The organism is Paraburkholderia tropica, from assembly GCF_914484835.1.
GTDB lineage: Bacteria > Pseudomonadota > Gammaproteobacteria > Burkholderiales > Burkholderiaceae > Paraburkholderia > Paraburkholderia tropica_A.
Genome location: NZ_CAJZAR010000065.1, coordinates 1 through 19,709, shown reverse-complemented (window position 1 = coordinate 19,709; position 19,709 = coordinate 1). Strand labels below are relative to the sequence as shown.

Genomic DNA, 19,709 nt, shown 5'->3' with positions numbered 1-19,709 from the left:
CCTTCGATGACCGATCGATTCCGTGGATTCAAGCCTGCGCCATCGCGCGCACCGCACGCACGCCCTTGAGGATTTCCTCGGCGGTCGCGGGCGCGTTCATCGGCGGATTGAAGCGGTAATCGGCCACGCTCGCCACCGCGTCGCGGATCGCGAAGAACACCGAGAACGGCAGCAGCAACGGCGGCTCGCCCACGGCCTTCGAACGATGAATGCTGTCCTCGGCGTTGCGGTTCTTGAACAGCTTCACGCTGAACTCGGGCGGCGTATCGTTCACGGTCGGGATCTTGTAGGTGGACGGCGCGTGCGTCATGAGCTTGCCGTCCGGCTTCCACCAGAGTTCCTCGGTCGTGAGCCAGCCCATGCCCTGAATGAAGCCGCCTTCCACCTGCCCCACGTCGAGCGCCGGATTCAGCGAATCGCCCACATCGTGCAGCGCATCGGCGCGCAGCACGCGCATTTCGCCCGTGAGCGTGTCGATCACGACTTCGGACACCGCCGCGCCATACGAGTAGTAGTAGAACGGCCGGCCGCGCAGCGCCGCCTGATCCCAGTAGAGCTTGGGCGTGGCGTAAAAACCATCGGACCACAACTGCACGCGCGCGAGATAAGCCTTCTGCACCAGCGTGCCGAACGGCACCACTTCGTCGCCGACGATCGCGCAGTCGTTCGCGAAACGCACGTCCGCCGCGCTCACCTCGCCCTTGCCCCAGGTGGTGGCCGCGAGCACCGCGAGCCGCTCGCGCAACTGGCGCGCGGCGTCCTGCGCGGCCTTGCCGTTCAGGTCGCTGCCCGTCGAAGCGGCCGTGGCCGAGGTGTTCGCGACCTTGCTCGTATCGGTCGCCGTCACGCGCACGCGGCCGAACTCGATGCCGAGTTCGTGCGCCACGACCTGCGCGACCTTGGTGTTCAGCCCCTGGCCCATTTCGGTGCCGCCGTGGTTCACGAGCACCGAGCCGTCGGTGTAGATGTGCACCAGCGCGCCCGCCTGGTTGAAGTGCGTGACGTTGAACGCGATGCCGAACTTGACCGGCGTGATCGCGATGCCCTTCTTCAGCACTTCGTTGTTCGCATTGAACTCGCGGACCGCGGCGCGGCGCGCGCGATAACCGCTCGTTTGCGCCAGCTCGTCGATCAACTCGTGAATCACGTTGTCTTCGATGGTCTGACCGTACGGCGTTTCGTTGTTCTCCGTCTTGCCGTAGAGATTGCGCTTGCGCACGTCGAGCGGATCGAGGCCGAGCGAGCGCGCGACGTCGTCCATGATGTACTCGATCGCGAACGCGCCCTGCGGGCCGCCGAAGCCGCGAAACGCGGTGTTCGACTGCGTGTTGGTCTTGCCGCAGAAGCCCGCGATCGACACGTCGGGCAGCCAGTAGGCGTTGTCGAAGTGGCAGACGGCGCGCGTCATCACCGGGCCGGAGAGGTCCGCCGAGAAGCCGCAGCGCGAGGTCATGTCGACGCTCACGCCTTCGAGGGTGCCCTGATCGTCGTAGCCCACTTCGTAGGTGTAGTGGAAGTCGTGACGCTTGCCCGTCACCATCATGTCGTCGTCGCGGTCGGGGCGCAGCTTCACGGGGCACAGCAGCTTCCACGCCGCGAGCGCCGCGCAGCACGCGAACAGACCCGATTGCGATTCCTTGCCGCCGAAGCCGCCGCCCATGCGCCGGCATTCCACGAGCACGTTGTGCGACTGCACGCCCAGCACGTGCGCGACGAGATGCTGCATTTCGCTCGGGTGCTGCGTCGAGCACCAGACGTGCATGCCGTCGTCGTCCTTCGGCACGGCGTAGGCGATCTGGCCTTCCAGATAGAACTGTTCCTGCCCGCCGAGCAGCATCTCGCCTTCGTGACGATGCGCGGCCCGCGCGGCGCGCGTGGAGGCGTCGCCGCGCGCGAGCTTCATCGGCGGCAACACGTATTGCTGCGCGGCGCGCGCCTGTTGCGCCGTGAGGATCGGCGGCAATTCCTCGTATTCGATTTCGGCGCGGCGCGCGGCGAGGCGCGCCGTATCGTGCGACGTCGCCACGACGACGAACATCGGCTGGCCCACGTATTGCACGATGCCGTCCGCAAGCACCGGATCGTCGTGGATGATCGGGCCGCAGTCGTTCACGCCCGGAATGTCCTCGGCGGTCAGCACGGCCACGACACCCGGCGTCGCGCGCACCTTGGCGAGATTCATCGCGACGATGCGCGCGTGCGCCTTCTGCGAAAGACCGAGCGCCGCGTGCAGCGTGCCCGCCACGACCGGAATGTCGTCGGTGTAGGTGGCGCGCCCGCTCACGTGCAGATGCGCCGATTCGTGCGGCCGCGAGACGTGCACCTGCGCGAAGGGTTCGCGCGCTTTCACTTCGTCCAGGAACGGTTCAGCTTGCTGGTTCATGGTTTCGTTCTCCGTATCTTGTTCCGTTTCCTGTTCGATCAGACCGCGCTGCTTTCAGCGCTTTCCGCTGCCACCGCGCGCACGTTCAGCGCCTGCGGCAAGAGCGGATTGTGCGGGCGCGTTTCGAGCCAGAATCGATACAAGGTGTTCTTCGCCGATTCGAGGCGATACTCGCTCGTCGCGCGCATGTCCGAGAGCGGCGCGTAGTCCTTGCCGAGCGCGATCATCGCGGCCTGCGCGGTGGCTTCGTGCCATTGCGCATCGGCGAGCACGGCTTCGGCGTGGCTCGCGCGCTTTGGCGTAGCCGCCATGCCGCCGAACGCGATACGCGGCTCGCGGATCGTCTCGCCATGTTCACCGTCGGCGATATACGAAAACGCGGCGCACACGGCCGAAATATCGGAATCGAAACGCTTCGAGATCTTGTAGGTGCGGAACTTCAGATTCGCGCGCGCGCCGCTGCGCGTCGGCACCTTGAGCGCCAACACGAACTCGTGCTCGGCCATGTCCTTCTTCTGGTACGCGACATAGAGGTCTTCGAGCGGCAGCTCGCGCTCGACCTCGCCGCCGCGCAGCACCACGCGCGCGCCCAGCGCGATCAGGCCCGGCATCGAGTCGCCGATCGGCGAGCCGTTCGCGATGTTGCCGCCGAGCGTGCCCGCATTGCGGATCGGCAGCGACGCGAAGCGCAGCCACATTTCTTCGAGTTCGGGATAGTGCTTCACGAGTTCGGCATAGCCGCGCTCGACCGTCACGCCCGCGCCGATGCGAATCCATTCGTCGCTGACGTCGATTTCACGCATCGCCTCGACCTGGCCCACGTAGACGATGTCGCCGAGATCGCGCATCTGCTTCGTGACCCACAGGCCGATGTCGGTGCTGCCCGCGAGAATGCGCGTGTTCGGGCGCGCGGCCTTGATCGCGGCGAGCGCCTCGACGGTGCGCGGCGCGTCGAACTGCTGGCCGCGGTGCTCGTAGTGGAAGGTCTCGCCGCGCTCGATCGTCGCGAGCGAGGCCGCGAGCGCCTTCACGTCGACAGGCGCCTTGGGCGCATCGAGCCTGAACATCTGCTCCGCCGCGTCGAGGATCGGCCGATAGCCGGTGCAGCGGCACAGATTGCCCGTGAGCGCATTGGCGATCTCGTCGCGCGACGGCACGCTGCATTGCGCCTTGCCCGCGCAGCCTTGCGGCGCGTGTTCGTGGCCGTGCTTCTCGTAGAGCGACCACATCGACATGACGAAACCGGGCGTACAGAAGCCGCACTGCGAGCCGTGACAGTCGACCATCGCCTGCTGGACCGGATGCAGCGAGCCGTCGGGCTGGCGCAGGTCCTCGACCGTGAACAGCGCCTTGCCGTCGAGCGTCGGCAGGAACTGGATGCAGGCGTTGACGGCCTTGAAGCTCACGCCGCCCTCGGCGGTGCGCTCGCCCACGACGACCGTGCACGCGCCGCAGTCGCCCTCGGCGCAGCCTTCCTTCGTGCCGGTGCAGCGCGCGTCTTCGCGCAGGTATTGGAGGACGGTGCGGGTCACGCCCGCGTCGCTGACTTCGCGGATCGCGTTGCGGTGATAGAAGCGGATCGGCTGATTCATGGTTTCTGGCTCGTCGTTGAATGCAGAGTGCGCGGCAAGCGTCTCCGGCTCGCCACGCATCCGTGGACAGTTTCAAAGCTATCACCACCAATATTGAGATCCCATAGGCGCAGGTGCATGGGGGATATATCGTTGCGGCGATAAATCGATGGAATCCGCGCACGCCGTGCGTATGTCGGCGCGTCCTGATCGCGCGATTTCCTCTACGAATCCCGCGAACCGGACATCGCCAGGTGCCAGCCGATGCCTCATCCTGATGCTCGCGCCCCGCTTTCTAACTCCCTCCTTGCCGCGCGCGTGCCCGCAGACGCCAAATAGCACCAACGTCGCGCAACCTCGCCCATTTCCGTGCACGCAGATGACAAGACGTTTAAGCGGCGAAACACGCGAAAAACGTGTTGTTCCGCTCACCGAAACGCTTTTTCAACATCTGCATAAGAACCGGTTCCAACGTACAATCACGCCTTTCCCGCCGTTATCCATCCGCGTTTTCCCCATGTCCGCTGATTTGGCGCCCCCGCGCTCCGCCGCATCGACGACCCTGCAGATCATTCCGGTCGTCTTTTTCACCTTCCTCTGCTACCTGACGATCGGCATTCCGCTCGCCGTGCTGCCGGGCTACGTGCACAACGACCTCGGCTTCAGCACCGTGGTGGCGGGCGCGGCGATCAGCGTGCAGTACATCGCGACGCTCTGCTCGCGCGCCCTCGCCGGCCGCTCGGCGGACACGCTCGGCCCGAAGAAAACCGTCTCGATCGGCCTGACGATCTGCGGCGCGAGCGGCGTGCTGCTGCTGCTCGGCACGCTGGTCGATCACTGGCCGGGCCTCTCGCTGACGCTGCTCGTGATGGGCCGCCTGCTGCTCGGCTGCGGCGAAAGCCTCTGCGGCACGGGCGCGATCCTCTGGGGCATCGGCCGCGTGGGCACGGCGCACAACGCCAAGGTGATTTCGTGGAACGGCATCGCGACCTACGGCGCGCTCGCGCTGGGCGCGCCGCTCGGCGTGGAGATGGTGCACTTCGTCGGCTACTGGACGCTCGGCGTGTCGGTGATCGCGCTGGCCGCGCTCGGCTTCTGGCTCGCGCGCCCGATCGCGCCGGTGCCGGTCGTGCACGGCGAGCGCATGTCGTACCGCAGCGTGTTCACGCGCGTGCTGCCGCACGGCCTCGGCCTCGCGCTCGGCTCGGCGGGCTTCGGCTCGATCGCCACCTTCATCACGCTGTTCTACGCGGCGCGCCACTGGGACAACGCGGCGTTCTCGCTGACGCTGTTCGGCCTGATGTTCATCGGCGCGCGCCTGCTGTTCGCGAACACGATCAAGACCTTCGGCGGCTTCCGCGTCGCCATCGCTTCGTTCTCGTGCGAATGCGCGGGCCTCTTGCTGCTGTGGCTCGCGCCGACGCCGCATTTCGCGCTCGCGGGCGCGGCGCTCACGGGCTTCGGCTTCGCGCTGGTGTTCCCGGCGCTCGGCGTCGAAGCGGTCGGTCTCGTGCCGGCGGCCAGCCGCGGCGCGGCGCTCTCGGCGTACTCGGTGTTCCTCGATCTGTCGCTCGGCATCACCGGCCCGCTCGCGGGCTATGTGGCGAATCTGTTCGGCTATGGCTCGGTGTATCTGTTCGCGGCGATCGCGTCGGCGGCGGCCGTGGCGCTGTCGGTCTCGCTGCATCGCAAGAGCGTGAAGGCGGCGGCCGAGGCGAAGGCCACGGCCAGCGCCGCACAACGCGCGGACTGAGCGCGGACTGAGCGCCGACTGAACCGCAGCCTCAACCACACAAGGCGCCCGCTGTTTCGCGCCCAGACAAAAAACCGCCCGCAGCGCGCTTCGCGCCGCGGGCGGTTTTTTTCATCCGCGCCGAGAACTTACTTCTTCTGCACCGTATCGAGCGCGAGCTTCTTGCCCGTGGCCTCGTTGTAGCGGTGGACGTACTCCTCGGTCAGCTTGCGCACCGCGCGGCCGATCTTGCGGTAATCGGACTCGTTGAGGTTCGCGAGCGACACGCGGCCCGACGGATGCGGCGTGCCGAAGCCCTTGCCCGGCAGCAGCACCACGCGCGCCTCGCTCGCCAGACGGAACAGCAGCTCGTTGGGCTGCGTCTGCTTGAGCAGCCAATCGACGAAGTCGCGCCCGTACAGTTTCTCGCCCAGATACTCCATGTCGAGAATCGTGTAGTAGTCGACCTGGTTCGGATCGCTCTCGTCGTAGGCGATGCCCATCTCCTCGAACAGCGCGCGCTTGCGGTTGCGGATCAGGCGCTTGAGCGCGTTCTTGTACGCGTCGGGCGTGTCCATCAGCGAGAACAGCGAGAACAACACCATCTGCACCTGCTGCGGCGTCGACAGGCCGGCCGTGTGATTGAGCGCGACGGTGCGGCTGTCGGCCACCAGACGGTCGATGAACTTGAGCTTGTCCGGCTCGGTCGTGATCGACTCGTAGCGCTTGTGCAGAATCTTCTTCTCGTCCTTCGGCAGCTTCGCGAGCGTGGCGTCGAGCACGTTGTCGCGATGCGTCGCGATCGCGCCCAGACGCCAGCCCGTCGCGCCGAAATACTTCGAATAGGAGTACACGAGAATCGTGTTCTTCGGCGCGAGCGCGAACAGCGAGACGAAGTTGTCGGCGAAGGTGCCGTACACGTCGTCGGTCAGGATGATGAGGTCCGGGCGCTCCTTGACGATATCGGCGATGTATTCGAGGCTCGCGTCGTCGATCTTCACCGAAGGCGGATTGCTCGGATTCACGAGGAAGAACGCCTTGACCTTCGGATCGCGCAGCTTGTCGAGTTCCTTCTTCGAGTATTGCCAGTTGCTCTCCACGTTGGCATCGAGATGCACGACGTTGAGCTGGTAATCGTTGAGTTCGGGAATCTCGATGTACGGCGTGAAGATCGGCATGCCGAGCGCGATGGTGTCGCCCGCCTTGATCAGGAAATTCTCGCGCATCGTGTTGAAGATGTACGTCATGGCCGCGGTGCCGCCTTCCACCGCGAACACGTCGAACTCGCCGACGAACGGATGCTTGCCGATCATCTCGCGGCGCAGATATTGCCCGACGATGATCTCCGAAAGCTTCAGCATGCGGTCCGGCACGGGATAGTTGCAGGCGAGGATGCCTTCGCACATCTCGTAGAGGAAGTCGCCGGCCGAGAGGCCGAGCTGATCGCGCACATACGACACGGCGCCCGAGAGGAAGTCGATGCCCGGCTCGCCCTTGTTCTCGCGCACGAACAGATCGAAGCGCTCGACGATGCCCGCGCGCTGCGGGAAGCCGCCCACGCCTTCGGGCAGATAGGCGAACGAGCGCTCCGATTCGCGCATCGCGAAGAGGCCCAGTTGCCAGAAGCCGTGGCGCGGAATGGTGGCGAGGAAGTTCGGATTGCCGCGCCCCGCGTTGAGCATCGAGAAGTTGGCCGGACGCTCGGCCGCGCCGCCGCCGGCCGCCTTGATCAGCTCGTCCTTGAGCTCGAACGGGCTCAGCGCGTCGAGGGCCGACTTTTCCTTCGCTTCGTTGCCGTTGCCTTTACCTTTTGCCATGGTGCTCTCCATTGGAAGACGTGGTGCGCGCCGCTTCGTTCGTTGTGCTCACCGTGTGCGGTGGGCGCCGCAAGCGGCCCGCGTTGCGACAGATCGTTAAGGACGGGCCTGCGCTCCTCGCGCGGCCCGTTTTGGCTTCATGTCATGCGAGACCGACCACGAGCGGCCCGAGCAGCGTGAGCAGCACGTTGGCGATCGCGTAGGTGATGGCGAACGGCACCGTCGGCACCGCGCTCTCGGCCTTGTCGAGAATGCCGCCGAACGCCGGGTTCGCACTGCGCGAGCCGGACAGCGCGCCCGCGAGAATCGCCGCGTTGTTGTACTTCAGGACGTAGCGGCCAAACAGCATGGTGAGGATCAGCGGCACGATGGTCACCACCACGCCGAGCAGGAAGATCGTGATGCCGCTCTGCTTGACCGTCACCACGGCCTGCAAGCCGGAATTCAGGCCGACCACGGCGACGAACGCCGCGAGCCCGAAGTCCTTGAGCAGTTGCGACGCCGCGGGCGGCATCACGCCGTACATCGGATGCTTGCCGCGCATCCAGCCGAACAGCAGACCCGCGAGCAGGCAGCCGCCGCCCGAGCCGAGCGTGAGCGGAATGCCCGCCACGTTCACGACGATCAGGCCGATCAGCAGACCGAGCACGAGGCCGACGCCCATATAGATGAAGTCGGTCTTGTTGCTGTACGCGAGCTCATAACCGGCTTCCTTCACCGCACGCTTCGTGTCCGTGGCCGTGCCGTAGATCGTGATGACGTCGCCGTGTTCGAGCTTTGTCTGCGGCAGCACCGGCAGCGGCTGGCCCGCGCGTTCGATCTTCTCGATATAGACGCCGTGGCGCATGTCGCGATCGACGTTCTTGCGCACGTCGGCGATCGTCGTGTGATTCATGCCCTTCTTCGTGAAGACGAGCTGGCGCGTCTGCATCACGAGGCTCATGCCGCCCGAGTCCGGCACTTCCGGCCCGATCAGCGCGCCCACTTCGACCATCTGCTCGCGGCGCCCGACCACCAGCACGATGTCGTCGCGGCTCAGCACGAAGTCGGGCGTCGAATCGAGCACCTTGCCCGCGCGCCGGATCTTCTCGATCGCGACGAAATCCTTCTCCGCCGCTTCGAGCTGCCTGACCGTCTGGCCCGCGCCCGCTTCCACGCGGAACACGCGGCCGAACAGTTCGGGCAGCGCCGTGATCTGGCCCGGCCCGCTCGCCGTCGAGCCGCCGGCCATTTCGCGCTCGGCGTCCATCGACGCGTCCTTGAGGCTGCGGCCCATGAACTTCGGCAGGATGTTCACGCAGACGATGATCGCGCCGAGCGAACCGAACACGTAGGTCACGGCATAGCCGATCGCCACGTCGGCCTGCATCGCCTTGACCTGATCGGCGGGCAGACCCAGACGCGCGATGGCGTCGCCGGCCGTGCCGATGATCGCCGACTGCGTCATGCCGCCCGCCGCGAGACCGGCCGCGAGACCCTTGTTGAGGTGAAAGAGCTTCGCGCAGATCACCACCGTGACGAGGCCCGCGACGGCCATGAACACGGCCATGGCGATCTCGCGCAGCGTCTTGCGGTTGAGCGAGTTGAAGAAGCCCGGCCCGGAGTCGTAGCCCACGGCGTAGATGAACACCGCGAACATCACCGACTTCACGCCGTTGTCGATGGTCACGCCCGCCTGGCTGATGACCACGGCCGCCAGCAGCGACCCGCCCACGCCGCCTAACTGGAACTTGCCGAAATTGATCTGGCCGATCCAGTAACCGACGGCCAGCGAGAGAAACAAGGCGATTTCAGGAGATTTGTGAAAGATGTCATGTAGCCATTCCATCGTGCCCTCGCTTGGATAGAAGTGACAGCCTGAAGCCGGTACGGTACGACCCGACGTAACGCGCCGCCGACGAAGCCGCGGCTGAAACCGCGCCGCGGTCCCTTCGGCGAAACGCCGCGCGGGTCAGCCGAATTTCGCCGCGAGCCCGACCACCACGGGCCCCATCAGCGGCAACAGGATGTTCGACAACGCATAGGTGATCGTGTAGCCGATCACGGGAGTGGAATTGCCGGTGACGCCCACGAGCGCACTGATCGCCGGCGTGCTGCACTGCTGCCCTGCAATCGCGCCGAGCAGCATCGGCGCATCGAGCTTGAGAAACATGCGCCCGATCCAGAGTGAGAGGAGGCCCGGAATCAGCACCATCAGGATGCCGGCGAGCGGCAGCGCGAGACCGTACTCGCGCACGAGCTTGATGGCGTCCGGTCCGGCGGACAAACCCACGGCGGCGATAAAGGTCGCGAGGCCGAAGTCCTTGAGCACCTGCGCCGCCGCCGAGGGGAGCGAACCGACCACGGGAAAATGCGAGCGCGCCCAGCCGAACAGCAGACCCGAGAGCAGACAGCCGCCGCCCGTGCCGAGCACCAGCGAGACGCCGCCCACCTTCAGCCCGAAGCGGCCGATCAGCATGCCCACGAGCACGCCGAGCCCGAGATAGACGAAGTCGGTCTTGGTGGTCTGCTGGATCACGTAGCCGAGGCGCTGCGCGCCGCGTTTGACGTCGCTGGGCGCGCCGAGCAGCGTGAGCACGTCGCCGCGCCGCACCACCGTGCCGGGCAGCGCGGGCACCGTGGTGTCCAGCCGCGTGATCGCGCCCACGTAGATGCCGCGCCCCGCTTCCGGCGAGACGCGTTCGCGCATCTGCGCGAGCGTGAGGCCGTCGGCGTCGCGGCGCGTGAGCATCACGTCCACGCGCTGCGCGAGCAGCTTCGTGAAGCCCTCGCCCGAGACTTCGTGGCCGAGGTGGACGGACGCATCGACCATGCTTTCGCGGCGACCCGCGATGAAGATCACGTCGCCGGTCTGCAGCACGAGCTGGCCGTCCGCCTCGATCTCGCGCTGCTCGCGCAGCACGCGCTCGACCGTGATGTTGTTGCCGTAGCGCGCCTCGAACTGCGCGACCTGAAGACCGGCGGCCGGACCGGCCATGAACGCGCGGCCCACCAGCGGCGGCAGCGCGAGACGCTGGCCTTCGTCGAGCACGCCGTCGCCGCCGAGCTTGCGAAAGAGCCGCGCGGCCTCCTCGCGCAGATTCACGCGCAGGATCAGCGGCGCGACCTGGCTCGTGAACAGCACGATGGTGATCAGGCCGAACAGGTAGCTCACGCTATAGGCGGTCACCACGTGCGCCTGCAGCGTGCTGACCTGGTCCGCGCTGAGGCCGAGCCGCGCGATCGCCTCGGAAGCCGTGCCGATCACCGCCGACTCGGTCGCCGCGCCCGCCAGCAGACCCGCGGCGGTGCCCGCGTCGAGCTTCATCAGGACGACTGCAATCATGATGAGCGACATCACCGAGACGATTTCGACAATCGACAGCAGCCCGTAACGCCAGCCCTTGCCGATGTTCGCGAAGAACTGCGGACCGCCCGTGAAGCCGAGCGCGAAGATGAACAGCGCGAACGCGATGTTCTTGAGGTCGGGCGCGATGCGCGCGCCGGTCTGGCCGAGCACGAGCGCGACAATCAGCGTGCCGCACACGCCGCCGAGCGATATCGGCCCAAACCGGACCGAGCCAATCAGATAACCGAGCGCAAGGCTGATAAACAGCGCAATCTCGGGTTGCGACTTCAGCAATTCGACGATCATGTCTGGTCTGCCGATTTACGTTCTTTTTGCTCAAAAGCGCATAAAAAACATGCACACGGCATGTACACATTTGCCTGTGCGCCTTTATTTCCGGCCGTATCGGATATTTGCTCGATACGCAATAAAACCGGAAAACCGCTTTTATTCGCTATTTATGTAAAGGCCGTAAACCGGCATAACATCATTGTCCGCAATACATTGACAACAAACGTTTTTCGCCGGGAAATCCCCGTAGACATGACAGACATCGATTCCTCGCAAGCTTGTACAAGACCCGGAAAACCGCTATCCGCTGGATGAGTGCCGCCTGAGTGTAATTCAAATGCTCAAACGGCTGACGCAGCACGCCTCTTTTTCCCGCCTCATTCAATACCCATGCCAGCATCGATATTGAATCTTTTACAACGATGAAACGATGCCGCTTTTTACGATAGATATTGTAATTTCGAAGGACTGTCAATATGATTTTCATTCAACATCGCAGTCCCGCAGTACCCGCAAGCGCATTTCAATCCCATCCGGCCGCTCCGTTCGAGGGCCGCGCCCCTTAACCGGTAAATGCATTCAGCATGCGAGGCGAATTTCCATGAACCAGATACACGCCATGCGCGTCTTCGTCAGGGTTGCGGAATCACAGAGCTTTCGCCGCGCCGCGCAGCAACTCGACGTGTCGAACGCGCTCGTCACGCGTTCGGTCGCGATGCTCGAAGCGCATCTGCACACGCGGCTCATCAACCGCACCACGCGTAATCTTTCGCTTACCGAAGCAGGTCAGCGTTACCTCGACGGCTGCCGCAGCGTGCTGGAAGAACTCGATCATCTCGAACACACGCTCGCGCACACCGAACGCGAGCCGAGCGGCACGCTGCGCGTGGTGGCCGCGGGCGCGCTCTCGCTCGCCACGCTCACGCCGCTGATCGACGGTTACCGGCGGCGTTATCCGCGCGTGCACGTGCGCCTCACGCTCGCCGAGCGGCCCGTCGATCTGGCCGAGGACGGTTTCGACGTGGGCATCGTGGCGGCGTCGCCGGAACGCGCCGAAGCCAACGGCGATCTGGTCGAACGCTCGCTCGGCACCACTTCGTTCGTGCCCTGCGCCTCGCCCGCGTGGCTCGCGGAGCACGGCGAGCCGAATACGCCCGACGCGCTCGCGGAGCACGCGGCCGTCACGCTGCCGCCCGAGGAGCGCAGCGCGACGTGGCGCTTCGCGAAGGCCGGCGAGCACGCGCAGCCGGTCACGCTGCAACCGGCCTACGCGGTCAACAACATGCTGATGGTGCGGCTCGCCGCGCTCGCGGGGATGGGCGTGGCGATCGTGCCCGCGCCGCTGGTCGCCGACGATTTCTCGGCGGGCACGCTCAAGCGTCTCTTGCCCGACTACGAGATCGACGCGCCCGAGGCGCGCATGTCGATCGTCTATCCGAGCCGCCAGTATTTGTCCGCCAAGACACGGCGCTTCGTCGATCACGCGGTCGAGCATTTCGAGCACGCGCACGGCGGCATGGCCGCTGCGAACCTGCCGAACATGCCGAACGCAGCGGCGTCAGGCGGATCGGCGTGGCGGCCGATGAGCGGCGCGCCCGGCACCAGCGCCGTGTTGCAGGCGAGGAACGAGCGCTGATTTCACCGGCGCGTCGATGCATCGATACATCGACGCACGCACTGATAGCGCTCAGCCCGGCGCGCCGTATTCCGCCGGCTCGCCTTCGAGACCGGCGGCCCCGCACAGCTCGCGCAGCAGCGCGACCTCGCGCTCGTGCACCTCGACGGGCATCCACTGCGCGCCCGCCCACGCCAGATAGCGCGCGCGATGCTGGCCGTTGCGGAACGCCACCACGCCCACGTGCGCGAGCCCGAGCCAGCCTGCAACGCCCCCCGCGCGACGCTTCGAGATCGTCACGTAAGGCATCTGCGGCACGCGTTCGTTTTCAGGATCGAGAAATTCGCGGATGCCGCGCACCTTGCCGACATGCCAGTCGTCGACGGGCTTGAGCACGTAGTCGGTGTCGTCGCGGTCGGCGCAGAGCAGCAGCTTGTGCAGATCGACGATCACCACTTCGTGGCGCGTGCCATCGGTCGTGAAGACGCGCTTGAAGCGCACGTGGTCGTAAGCCTGATGATCGGGCAAGGACACGATCCAGTGCTGTCCGCACGCGGATTGCAGCGGTGCCGGCGGATTCGGAGAATGCCCGTCGGGCGTAGGCAGGGACATCGGGGACATGCGGGTGAGGCGCCTCTCGCGGGGAGGAAAAGCGGCCTACGCTACGAGGGTATCGTGACGGTTTCGTGACCTATGCAGCATGGATGCGCACGCCGCGTGCGCGCGAGGAAAAACCGATGAGCAACGGTGACAAGCGCGATGACGAAGGCCTTCGCGAAGACACGCCAGGCGCCGTCATAACAGAGACGTTTGGCGACGCCGTGCGCATCGAAGCGCACGCTCAGGTCGCGACGATCGTGCTCGATCGACCCGCACAGCGCAACGCCATCGACCGGCCGACCGCCGATGCGCTCGCCGCCGCGTTCGCGCGCGTCGAGTCGCATCCGCGCTGGCGCGCGGGCGTGCTGTTCGGCGCGGGCGGCACCTTCTGCGCGGGCGCCGACCTCGGCGCGCTCAACGACGACACGCGCCGCAACGCGTTGCGCGAGGACGGCGGCGGTCCCGGTCCGCTCGGGCCCACGCGCATGGCGCTCGCCAAGCCGTTCATCGCCGCCGTGACGGGCCACGCGGTCGCGGGCGGGCTCGAACTCGCGCTGCTCTGCGATCTGCGCATCGTCGAAGAGGACGCCGTGCTCGGCGTGTTCTGCCGCCGCGTGGGCGTGCCGCTGATCGACGGCGGCACGGTGCGTCTGCCGCGCCTGATCGGCCTGTCGCGCGCGCTCGATCTGATCCTCACGGGCCGCGCCGTCGATGCGCGCGAGGCGCTCGACTTCGGTCTCGCGAATCGCGTCGTCGCCACAGGCCGCGCGCGCGCCGAAGCCGAAGCGCTCGCGGCCACGCTCGCCGCGTTTCCGCAAGGCGCGCTGCTCGCGGACCGGCGCTCGGCCTACGAAAACAGCGTGCTCGACGATCTCGCCGAAGCGCTGCGCCGCGAAGGCGCGGGCGGCTATCGCGCGGCGCTCGACGAAGGACTGCCGATGGCCGCGCGTTTCGCGGCGGGCGCGGGACGGCACGGCGAACCGCTCTGAGCGCGCGGCGCGCATCGTCGCGCGCTGAACTACGCTTCACAGGATTCTTGAAGGCCCTGGTTCAAGGCGCTAAATTGAATCTGTCAGTGGCCACGATGCACCGCCCGCGCCGCCCGCCCCACTGCATCAGCCCGCTGCCCCGCGGGCAATCCTCAGACGAGACGCCGACGCGAACAACAACCCCGAACGCGCATCAGGGAGTGATCCCATGTCGTCGGATCGCGTCATCCGGTTCGCGGATTTCGAACTCGACGTCGAGCGATATCAGCTTCGACGCGACGGCGAGGCCGTGCGGCTCGAACGTCTGCCGATGGACCTGCTGATCCTGCTCGCGTCGCGTCACGGCGAGCTGATCTCGCGCGCCGATATCGTCGAGCGTCTGTGGCAAGGCAATCCCTATCGCGACACCGAGAACGGCATCAACACGGCGATCCGCAAGATCCGCATCGCGCTCGCCGACGATCCGCTCAAGCCGCGCCATCTCGTGACCGTGAAGGGCAAGGGCTACCGGCTCGACGGCGCGCGCTTCGCGGGCGTGCCGCCCAGCGAGTCCGGCGAGCCCGCCGCGCGCGCGGCTGTGCGCGTGCTGGTGCTGCCGTTTGCCAACCTCACCGGCGACGGCCGCGAGGCCTGTCTGTGCAGCGCGCTCGCCGACGAGATCTCCGCCACGCTCGGCGCGCTGGGCGCCGACCGGCTGCGCCTGATCGCGCGCACGACGGCGGCGCGTTATCGCGACACGGCCAAGAGCATCGGCGAGATCGCGCGCGAATTGAAGCTCGATTACGTGCTCGAAGGCTCGCTCACGCGCGAGGCGCAGCGCGCGCGCATCCTCGCGCGCCTGATCCGTTGCGCCGACGAAGTGCAGATCTGGAGCCGCGCGCACGAGCCGGTTTCGCCGCGCGCGCTCGATCTGCCCAAGGAAGTGGCCGCCGCGCTCGCCGACGATCTCGCCTCCACGCTCTCCGACCAGCAGCGCTCGCTGCTCGCGCGCCGCCTGCCCGTCGATCCGGCGGCGCACGACGCCTACGTGCGCGGCCGCTACTTCTGGTACAGGCGCGTGCATTTCGACGCCGCGTTCTGCGCGCATCACAACATCGACGGCGAGGACTTCTCGCGCAGCCGCGCCTATTTCGAAGCGGCCGTCGAACACGATCCGAACTACGCGCTCGGCTACGCAGGGCTCTCGAACTATTACGGATCGACGGTCGTGCACGGCCTCTACGCCCCCGACGACGGCTGGCCGCTCGCGCGCGCGCTCGCGCACAGCGCGCTCGAACTCGACCCCGATCTGCCCGAGGCGCATCAGGCGCTCGCGGCCGTGCGCTACTTTTTCGAGTGGGACTGGACGCGCGCCGAGGCTGGCTGCAAGGAAGCGCTCAAGCGCAATCCGAGCTACCCGGAGGCGCACCGGCTCTATGCGCGTCTGCTACTCGCGGCGGGCCGGCGCGCGGAAGGCGACGCGGCGCTCGAACGCGCCGAGAAGATCGATCCGCTGGCGTTTCAGGGCTCGCGCGCGTTCGGCATGGTGCTCGCGGGCAAGCATGCGGAAGTGGCGAGCGAGTATCTGTCGCCGGGACATCGCGAGCACGCGCCGCTGGTCTACCAGGTGCTGGCGACGGCGTTCGAAGTGAAGAAGCTCTACGCGCAGGCCGTGGACGCGACCGAGGAAGCGCTGGTGCGCTGCGATCAGCACGCGCGCGCGGCGGCGATCCGCGCGCAATGGGACGCGGGCGGCTACGACGCGGTGCTGCACTGGTATCTCGACGATCTGCTGGAGCGGCGGCGCTGCCAGTACACCTCGCCGCTGCTGATCGCCGAACTCTACGCGCGGCTCGCGCAGCCCGAGCCGATGTATCACTGGCTCGACGCCGCGCTCGCCGAACGCAGTTCGCGGCTATGCGAGCTGCGCTCGAATCCGTGGTTCGCGCCCTATCGTCCGGGCGGACGCATGCGCCTGATCGAAAAGCACATCGGCGGCGGCCCGCCGCGCTGAACGCCGTGCGCCGGGCCGCCGCCGATTGGCCGCCCGCGTTCGATTCGGGCGGACGTCCTGGCGAGTCATGCGTCGATGAAATCTTGCCGGTCTCCCTGATGATTCTTGTGTGTTCGTGTTCGAGTTTGCCCTTGAGTGTGCCTTTGCGTTTGCTAACGCGCCTGCGGGCTGGCGCTCAGTTGCCGTGATAAATATCGTTGTTCAGACGCGCGCGTTCGCCGGTCTGCTCGGAGCGCACCAGATCCTGATAGACCTGTGCGTGCGTGAGCGTTGCGGGTCCGCCCGAAGCGCTGCTGCTCATGGGCATGCCGCCCACGTCCTGCGATGCCGACGGCGAGGTCGACGCCGTATCGGTCGACGAATCGGCCCATGCGAGTCCTGCGAACAAGGCGGCCGAGCAGGCCACCGCGATGCGTACGGTGTTCAAGGTGTTCATGTCATCGCTCCAGGAAGTGTCGCGCATCCCCATACGGCCCGCGATGCGCGTCGCGGACGAGGCAATCCGCGCGAAAACTGGCGTGCCGGCTAGCGCGGATGGGATCGTTAGACGATGGTGCGGCCCGCGCGTGTGACGCACCATCGACGTAACCTGAAGAAATCGTCAAGACATCACCCGCGCGGACGGTGTTGCGTAAGAAGAACGCAAGAAAAGCGTGCCGGATGCAGCGAGGCGCATTTCAGTACAATTCGGCATTGGCTTAATCAGTAGGCCAAAGTCAGCACGACACCCGCACGAAAACAAGCACGCGAGCCGCGCCCAGGGCCTCGCGAACCGAAACGACCACGCCGTTCACACGTCCATGCCCTTGCCCCTGCTCGCCCTTGCCGTCGCCGCGTTTGGTATCGGTACCACCGAATTCGTCATCATGGGGCTGCTGCCCGACGTCGCGCGCGATCTCGCGGTGTCGATTCCGGCCGCCGGCATGCTGGTCTCGGCCTACGCGCTGGGCGTGACGATCGGCGCGCCCATCGTCGCGATCGCGATTGCCAACGTGCCGCGCAAGGCGGCGCTGATGCGGCTGATCGGCATCTTCATCGTCGGCAATCTGCTGTGCGCACTCGCACCGACCTATTCGATCCTGATGGCCGCGCGCATCGTCACCGCGTTCTGCCACGGCGCGTTTTTCGGCATCGGCTCGGTGGTCGCGGCGGGCCTCGTCGCGCCCAACCGGCGCGCCCAGGCGATCGCGCTGATGTTCACGGGCCTCACGCTCGCGAACGTGCTGGGCGTGCCGCTCGGCACCGCGCTCGGCCAACTCGCGGGCTGGCGCACGACGTTCTGGGCCGTGACGGTGATCGGCCTGTTCGCGGCGCTCGCGCTACAGGTGTGCCTGCCGAAGCACATCGAGATGCAGAAGGCGAGCCTCGTGCACGAATTCAGCGTGCTCAAGAATCCGCAGGTGCTGATGGTGCTGGGCATGAGCGTGCTGGCGTCGGCGAGCCTGTTCTCGGTGTTCACCTACATCACGCCGATTCTCGAAGACGTGAGCGGATTCTCGCCGCACGAAGTGACCTTCGTGCTGCTGCTGTTCGGCCTCGGGCTGACGGTGGGCAGCACGCTCGGCGGCAAGCTCGCCGACTGGAAGCTGATGCGCTCGCTGCTGAGCCTGCTCGCGATGATCGGCGTGCTGCTCGCCGTGTTCGCGTTCACGATGCACGATCAAATCGCCGCGATGGCGACCATTTTCGTGTGGGGCGTGCTGGCGTTTGCGATCGTGCCGCCGCTGCAGATCCTTATCGTCAACCGCGCGAGCCATGCGCCGAACCTCGCTTCCACGCTGAACCAGGGCGCGTTCAATCTCGGCAATGCGAGCGGCGCGTGGATCGGCGGCGTAGCGATCAGCGCGGGCGCGCCGCTGACGTCGCTGCCGTGGGTCGGGCTCGCGATGGCCCTCGCGGCGCTCGGGCTCACCTTCGTCTCGGCGCAGCTCGACCGGCGCGCGCGGCGCCGCGTGGCGGTTTCGGGGCCGACGTCGGTGGTTTGAGCGAGGTCCCTCGCCTCCTCGCCCCGATGCGCTGACTCGATGAATCGATGACGTTCGGCAAGGCACGCCCAGCCGCTTTTTTCGCGCGCCCAGGGTAGGATGGCGCCCGATGAAAACCGTCCTGACCCGCGATTTCCTCGCGCTGATCCTGAGCGTGGCCGTAGTCGGCCTGGGCTCCGGCGCGACCCTTCCGCTCACCGCCCTCGCACTCACCGACGCCGGCTACGGCACCGCCATCGTCGGCCTGCTGACCGCCGCGCAGGCGCTCGGCGGGCTGATCGTCGTGCCGCTCACGGCGTGGATCGCGTCGCGCGTCGGCTCGCGGCAGGTGATCGTCGGCTCGGTCGTAGCCGTGGCGGCGGCCACTGCGCTGATGCAGACCTGCGCGGATCTGTGGATATGGGCGCTGCTGCGGATGGTGTGCGGCGCGGCGCTCATGCTGCTGTTCACGATCGGCGAGGCGTGGGTCAACGAACTCGCGGACGATTCCAATCGCGGACGCGTGGTCGCCATCTACGCGACGACTTTCACCCTGTTTCAGATGTCGGGGCCCGTGCTGGTCAGCCAGATCGCGGGCTATGCGGCGTGGCGATTTGCGATCTGCGGGGCGATTTTTTTGATCGCGTTGCCGATGCTGTTTGCCATTCGGTCGAGTCCGCATACGACGGATCTGCACGAGCCGCACGGCAGTTGGCGGCATGTGTTGCCGAAGATGCCTGCGCTGATTATCGCGACCGGTTTTTTTGCGTTGTTCGATACGCTGGCGCTTTCGTTGCTGCCGTTATTCGCGATGGGGCATGGGATCGGGAGTGAGTTGGCCTTGCTGTTTGCTTCTGTCGTGTTGCTCGGCGATACGACGATGCAATTTCCGATTGGGTGGCTCGCGGATCGGCTTGGGCGCGAGCGCGTGCATGGGTTGATGGGCTTGATTGTGGTTGTGTTGTTGCCCTTGCTGCCGTTTGCTGTTGCTACGCCGTGGTTGCGGTGGCCTTTGTTGTTTGTTTTGGGGGCGGCTGCGGGGTCGATTTATACGTTGGCGATTGTCGCCTGCGGCGAGCGGTTTGAAGGCGGGGCGCTGGTTTCTGCTAGCGCGCTGGTGAGTGCTTCGTGGAGTGTCGCTAGTTTTGGTGGGCCCATGATTACTGGGGCTTTGATGGAGCATGCTGGGCGCGATGCCATGCTTTGGGTTTTGTTTGGCGCTGCGATTGTGTTTCTTGGGGCTTTGAGGTGGGAGCGTGTGCGTGGGATCGCTAAGGCTTCGCATATTGCTTGATCGGTTTTTTTGCTGTTTTGTTGGCCTTTCCTTGTTTTCATGTCGGTCTGCATGCGTTGCCCCTGTGCGGGGCGGCACCTACTTTTCTTTGCAGCGGCAAAGAAAAGTAGGCAAAAGAAAGCCGCTCACACC

Annotated in this window: 13 protein-coding genes; 6 read left to right on the top strand and 7 right to left on the bottom strand. The window is 66.1% G+C overall.

Annotation, left to right across the window (positions count from 1 at the left end):
- Positions 1-28: 28 nt before the first annotated feature.
- Positions 29-2,383, bottom strand: a complete 2,355-nt coding sequence (gene xdhB, locus LDO54_RS23570; RefSeq protein WP_224013087.1) for a xanthine dehydrogenase molybdopterin binding subunit — start codon at positions 2,381-2,383, stop codon at positions 29-31.
- 38 nt (positions 2,384-2,421) lie between these two features.
- Complete coding sequence (gene xdhA / locus LDO54_RS23565; protein ID WP_224013086.1) at positions 2,422-3,975, bottom strand: xanthine dehydrogenase small subunit; 1,554 nt, start codon at positions 3,973-3,975, stop codon at positions 2,422-2,424.
- A 496-nt stretch (positions 3,976-4,471) separates the two neighbouring features.
- On the opposite strand from xdhA, the gene LDO54_RS23560 reads away from it, so the two are divergent.
- Complete coding sequence (locus LDO54_RS23560) at positions 4,472-5,707, top strand: MFS transporter (RefSeq protein ID WP_224013085.1); 1,236 nt, start codon at positions 4,472-4,474, stop codon at positions 5,705-5,707.
- Positions 5,708-5,835: 128 nt separating this feature from the next.
- Here the strand turns inward: LDO54_RS23560 and LDO54_RS23555 are convergent, their stop codons facing one another.
- From LDO54_RS23555 to aspT (LDO54_RS23545), 3 genes are all read right to left on the bottom strand, one after another.
- Entirely contained in the window at positions 5,836-7,503 is a 1,668-nt protein-coding gene (locus LDO54_RS23555) for a bifunctional aspartate transaminase/aspartate 4-decarboxylase (protein WP_224013084.1), read from the bottom strand.
- A 142-nt stretch (positions 7,504-7,645) separates the two neighbouring features.
- Positions 7,646-9,331: an aspartate-alanine antiporter gene (gene aspT, locus LDO54_RS23550; RefSeq protein ID WP_224013083.1), complete on the bottom strand. Its 1,686-nt coding sequence runs from the start codon at positions 9,329-9,331 to the stop codon at positions 7,646-7,648.
- A 123-nt stretch (positions 9,332-9,454) separates the two neighbouring features.
- A complete protein-coding gene (gene aspT / locus LDO54_RS23545) occupies positions 9,455-11,137 on the bottom strand; it encodes an aspartate-alanine antiporter (protein ID WP_224013082.1) in 1,683 nt (560 codons plus the stop codon).
- Positions 11,138-11,723: 586 nt separating this feature from the next.
- Between aspT (LDO54_RS23545) and LDO54_RS23540 the strand changes: the two genes are divergently transcribed.
- Positions 11,724-12,758, top strand: a complete 1,035-nt coding sequence (locus LDO54_RS23540) for a LysR family transcriptional regulator (RefSeq protein WP_224013081.1) — start codon at positions 11,724-11,726, stop codon at positions 12,756-12,758.
- A 51-nt stretch (positions 12,759-12,809) separates the two neighbouring features.
- Here LDO54_RS23540 and LDO54_RS23535 read toward each other — a convergent pair whose 3' ends face one another.
- The gene (locus tag LDO54_RS23535; RefSeq protein ID WP_405044940.1) at positions 12,810-13,358 is read right to left on the bottom strand and encodes a plasmid fertility inhibition factor family protein; all 549 of its coding nucleotides are present in this window, start codon (positions 13,356-13,358) and stop codon (positions 12,810-12,812) included.
- A gap of 116 nt (positions 13,359-13,474) precedes the next feature.
- Here LDO54_RS23535 and LDO54_RS23530 point away from each other — a divergent pair, with 116 nt between their 5' ends.
- On the top strand, positions 13,475-14,326 hold the full coding sequence (locus LDO54_RS23530) for a crotonase/enoyl-CoA hydratase family protein (protein ID WP_224013080.1): 852 nt from the start codon (positions 13,475-13,477) through the stop codon (positions 14,324-14,326).
- 208 nt (positions 14,327-14,534) lie between these two features.
- The gene (locus tag LDO54_RS23525; protein WP_224013079.1) at positions 14,535-16,319 is read left to right on the top strand and encodes a winged helix-turn-helix domain-containing protein; all 1,785 of its coding nucleotides are present in this window, start codon (positions 14,535-14,537) and stop codon (positions 16,317-16,319) included.
- 175 nt (positions 16,320-16,494) lie between these two features.
- On the opposite strand, the gene LDO54_RS23520 is transcribed toward LDO54_RS23525, so the two are convergent.
- A complete protein-coding gene (locus LDO54_RS23520; protein ID WP_224013078.1) occupies positions 16,495-16,755 on the bottom strand; it encodes a hypothetical protein in 261 nt (86 codons plus the stop codon).
- A 364-nt stretch (positions 16,756-17,119) separates the two neighbouring features.
- On the opposite strand from LDO54_RS23520, the gene LDO54_RS23515 reads away from it, so the two are divergent.
- Complete coding sequence (locus LDO54_RS23515) at positions 17,120-18,304, top strand: MFS transporter (protein ID WP_224013077.1); 1,185 nt, start codon at positions 17,120-17,122, stop codon at positions 18,302-18,304.
- 109 nt (positions 18,305-18,413) lie between these two features.
- On the top strand, positions 18,414-19,577 hold the full coding sequence (locus tag LDO54_RS23510) for an MFS transporter (RefSeq protein ID WP_224013076.1): 1,164 nt from the start codon (positions 18,414-18,416) through the stop codon (positions 19,575-19,577).
- Positions 19,578-19,709 lie beyond the last annotated feature (132 nt).

Coding starts and splice junctions, on each gene's coding strand:
- xdhB (WP_224013087.1), bottom strand. CDS start 2,383: ATGAACCAGCAAGCTGAACCGTTCCTGGACGAAGTGAAAGCGCGCGAA.
- xdhA (WP_224013086.1), bottom strand. CDS start 3,975: ATGAATCAGCCGATCCGCTTCTATCACCGCAACGCGATCCGCGAAGTC.
- LDO54_RS23560 (WP_224013085.1), top strand. CDS start 4,472: ATGTCCGCTGATTTGGCGCCCCCGCGCTCCGCCGCATCGACGACCCTG.
- LDO54_RS23555 (WP_224013084.1), bottom strand. CDS start 7,503: ATGGCAAAAGGTAAAGGCAACGGCAACGAAGCGAAGGAAAAGTCGGCC.
- aspT (WP_224013083.1), bottom strand. CDS start 9,331: ATGGAATGGCTACATGACATCTTTCACAAATCTCCTGAAATCGCCTTG.
- aspT (WP_224013082.1), bottom strand. CDS start 11,137: ATGATCGTCGAATTGCTGAAGTCGCAACCCGAGATTGCGCTGTTTATC.
- LDO54_RS23540 (WP_224013081.1), top strand. CDS start 11,724: ATGAACCAGATACACGCCATGCGCGTCTTCGTCAGGGTTGCGGAATCA.
- LDO54_RS23535 (WP_405044940.1), bottom strand. CDS start 13,358: ATGTCCCCGATGTCCCTGCCTACGCCCGACGGGCATTCTCCGAATCCG.
- LDO54_RS23530 (WP_224013080.1), top strand. CDS start 13,475: ATGAGCAACGGTGACAAGCGCGATGACGAAGGCCTTCGCGAAGACACG.
- LDO54_RS23525 (WP_224013079.1), top strand. CDS start 14,535: ATGTCGTCGGATCGCGTCATCCGGTTCGCGGATTTCGAACTCGACGTC.
- LDO54_RS23520 (WP_224013078.1), bottom strand. CDS start 16,755: ATGAACACCTTGAACACCGTACGCATCGCGGTGGCCTGCTCGGCCGCC.
- LDO54_RS23515 (WP_224013077.1), top strand. CDS start 17,120: ATGCCCTTGCCCCTGCTCGCCCTTGCCGTCGCCGCGTTTGGTATCGGT.
- LDO54_RS23510 (WP_224013076.1), top strand. CDS start 18,414: ATGAAAACCGTCCTGACCCGCGATTTCCTCGCGCTGATCCTGAGCGTG.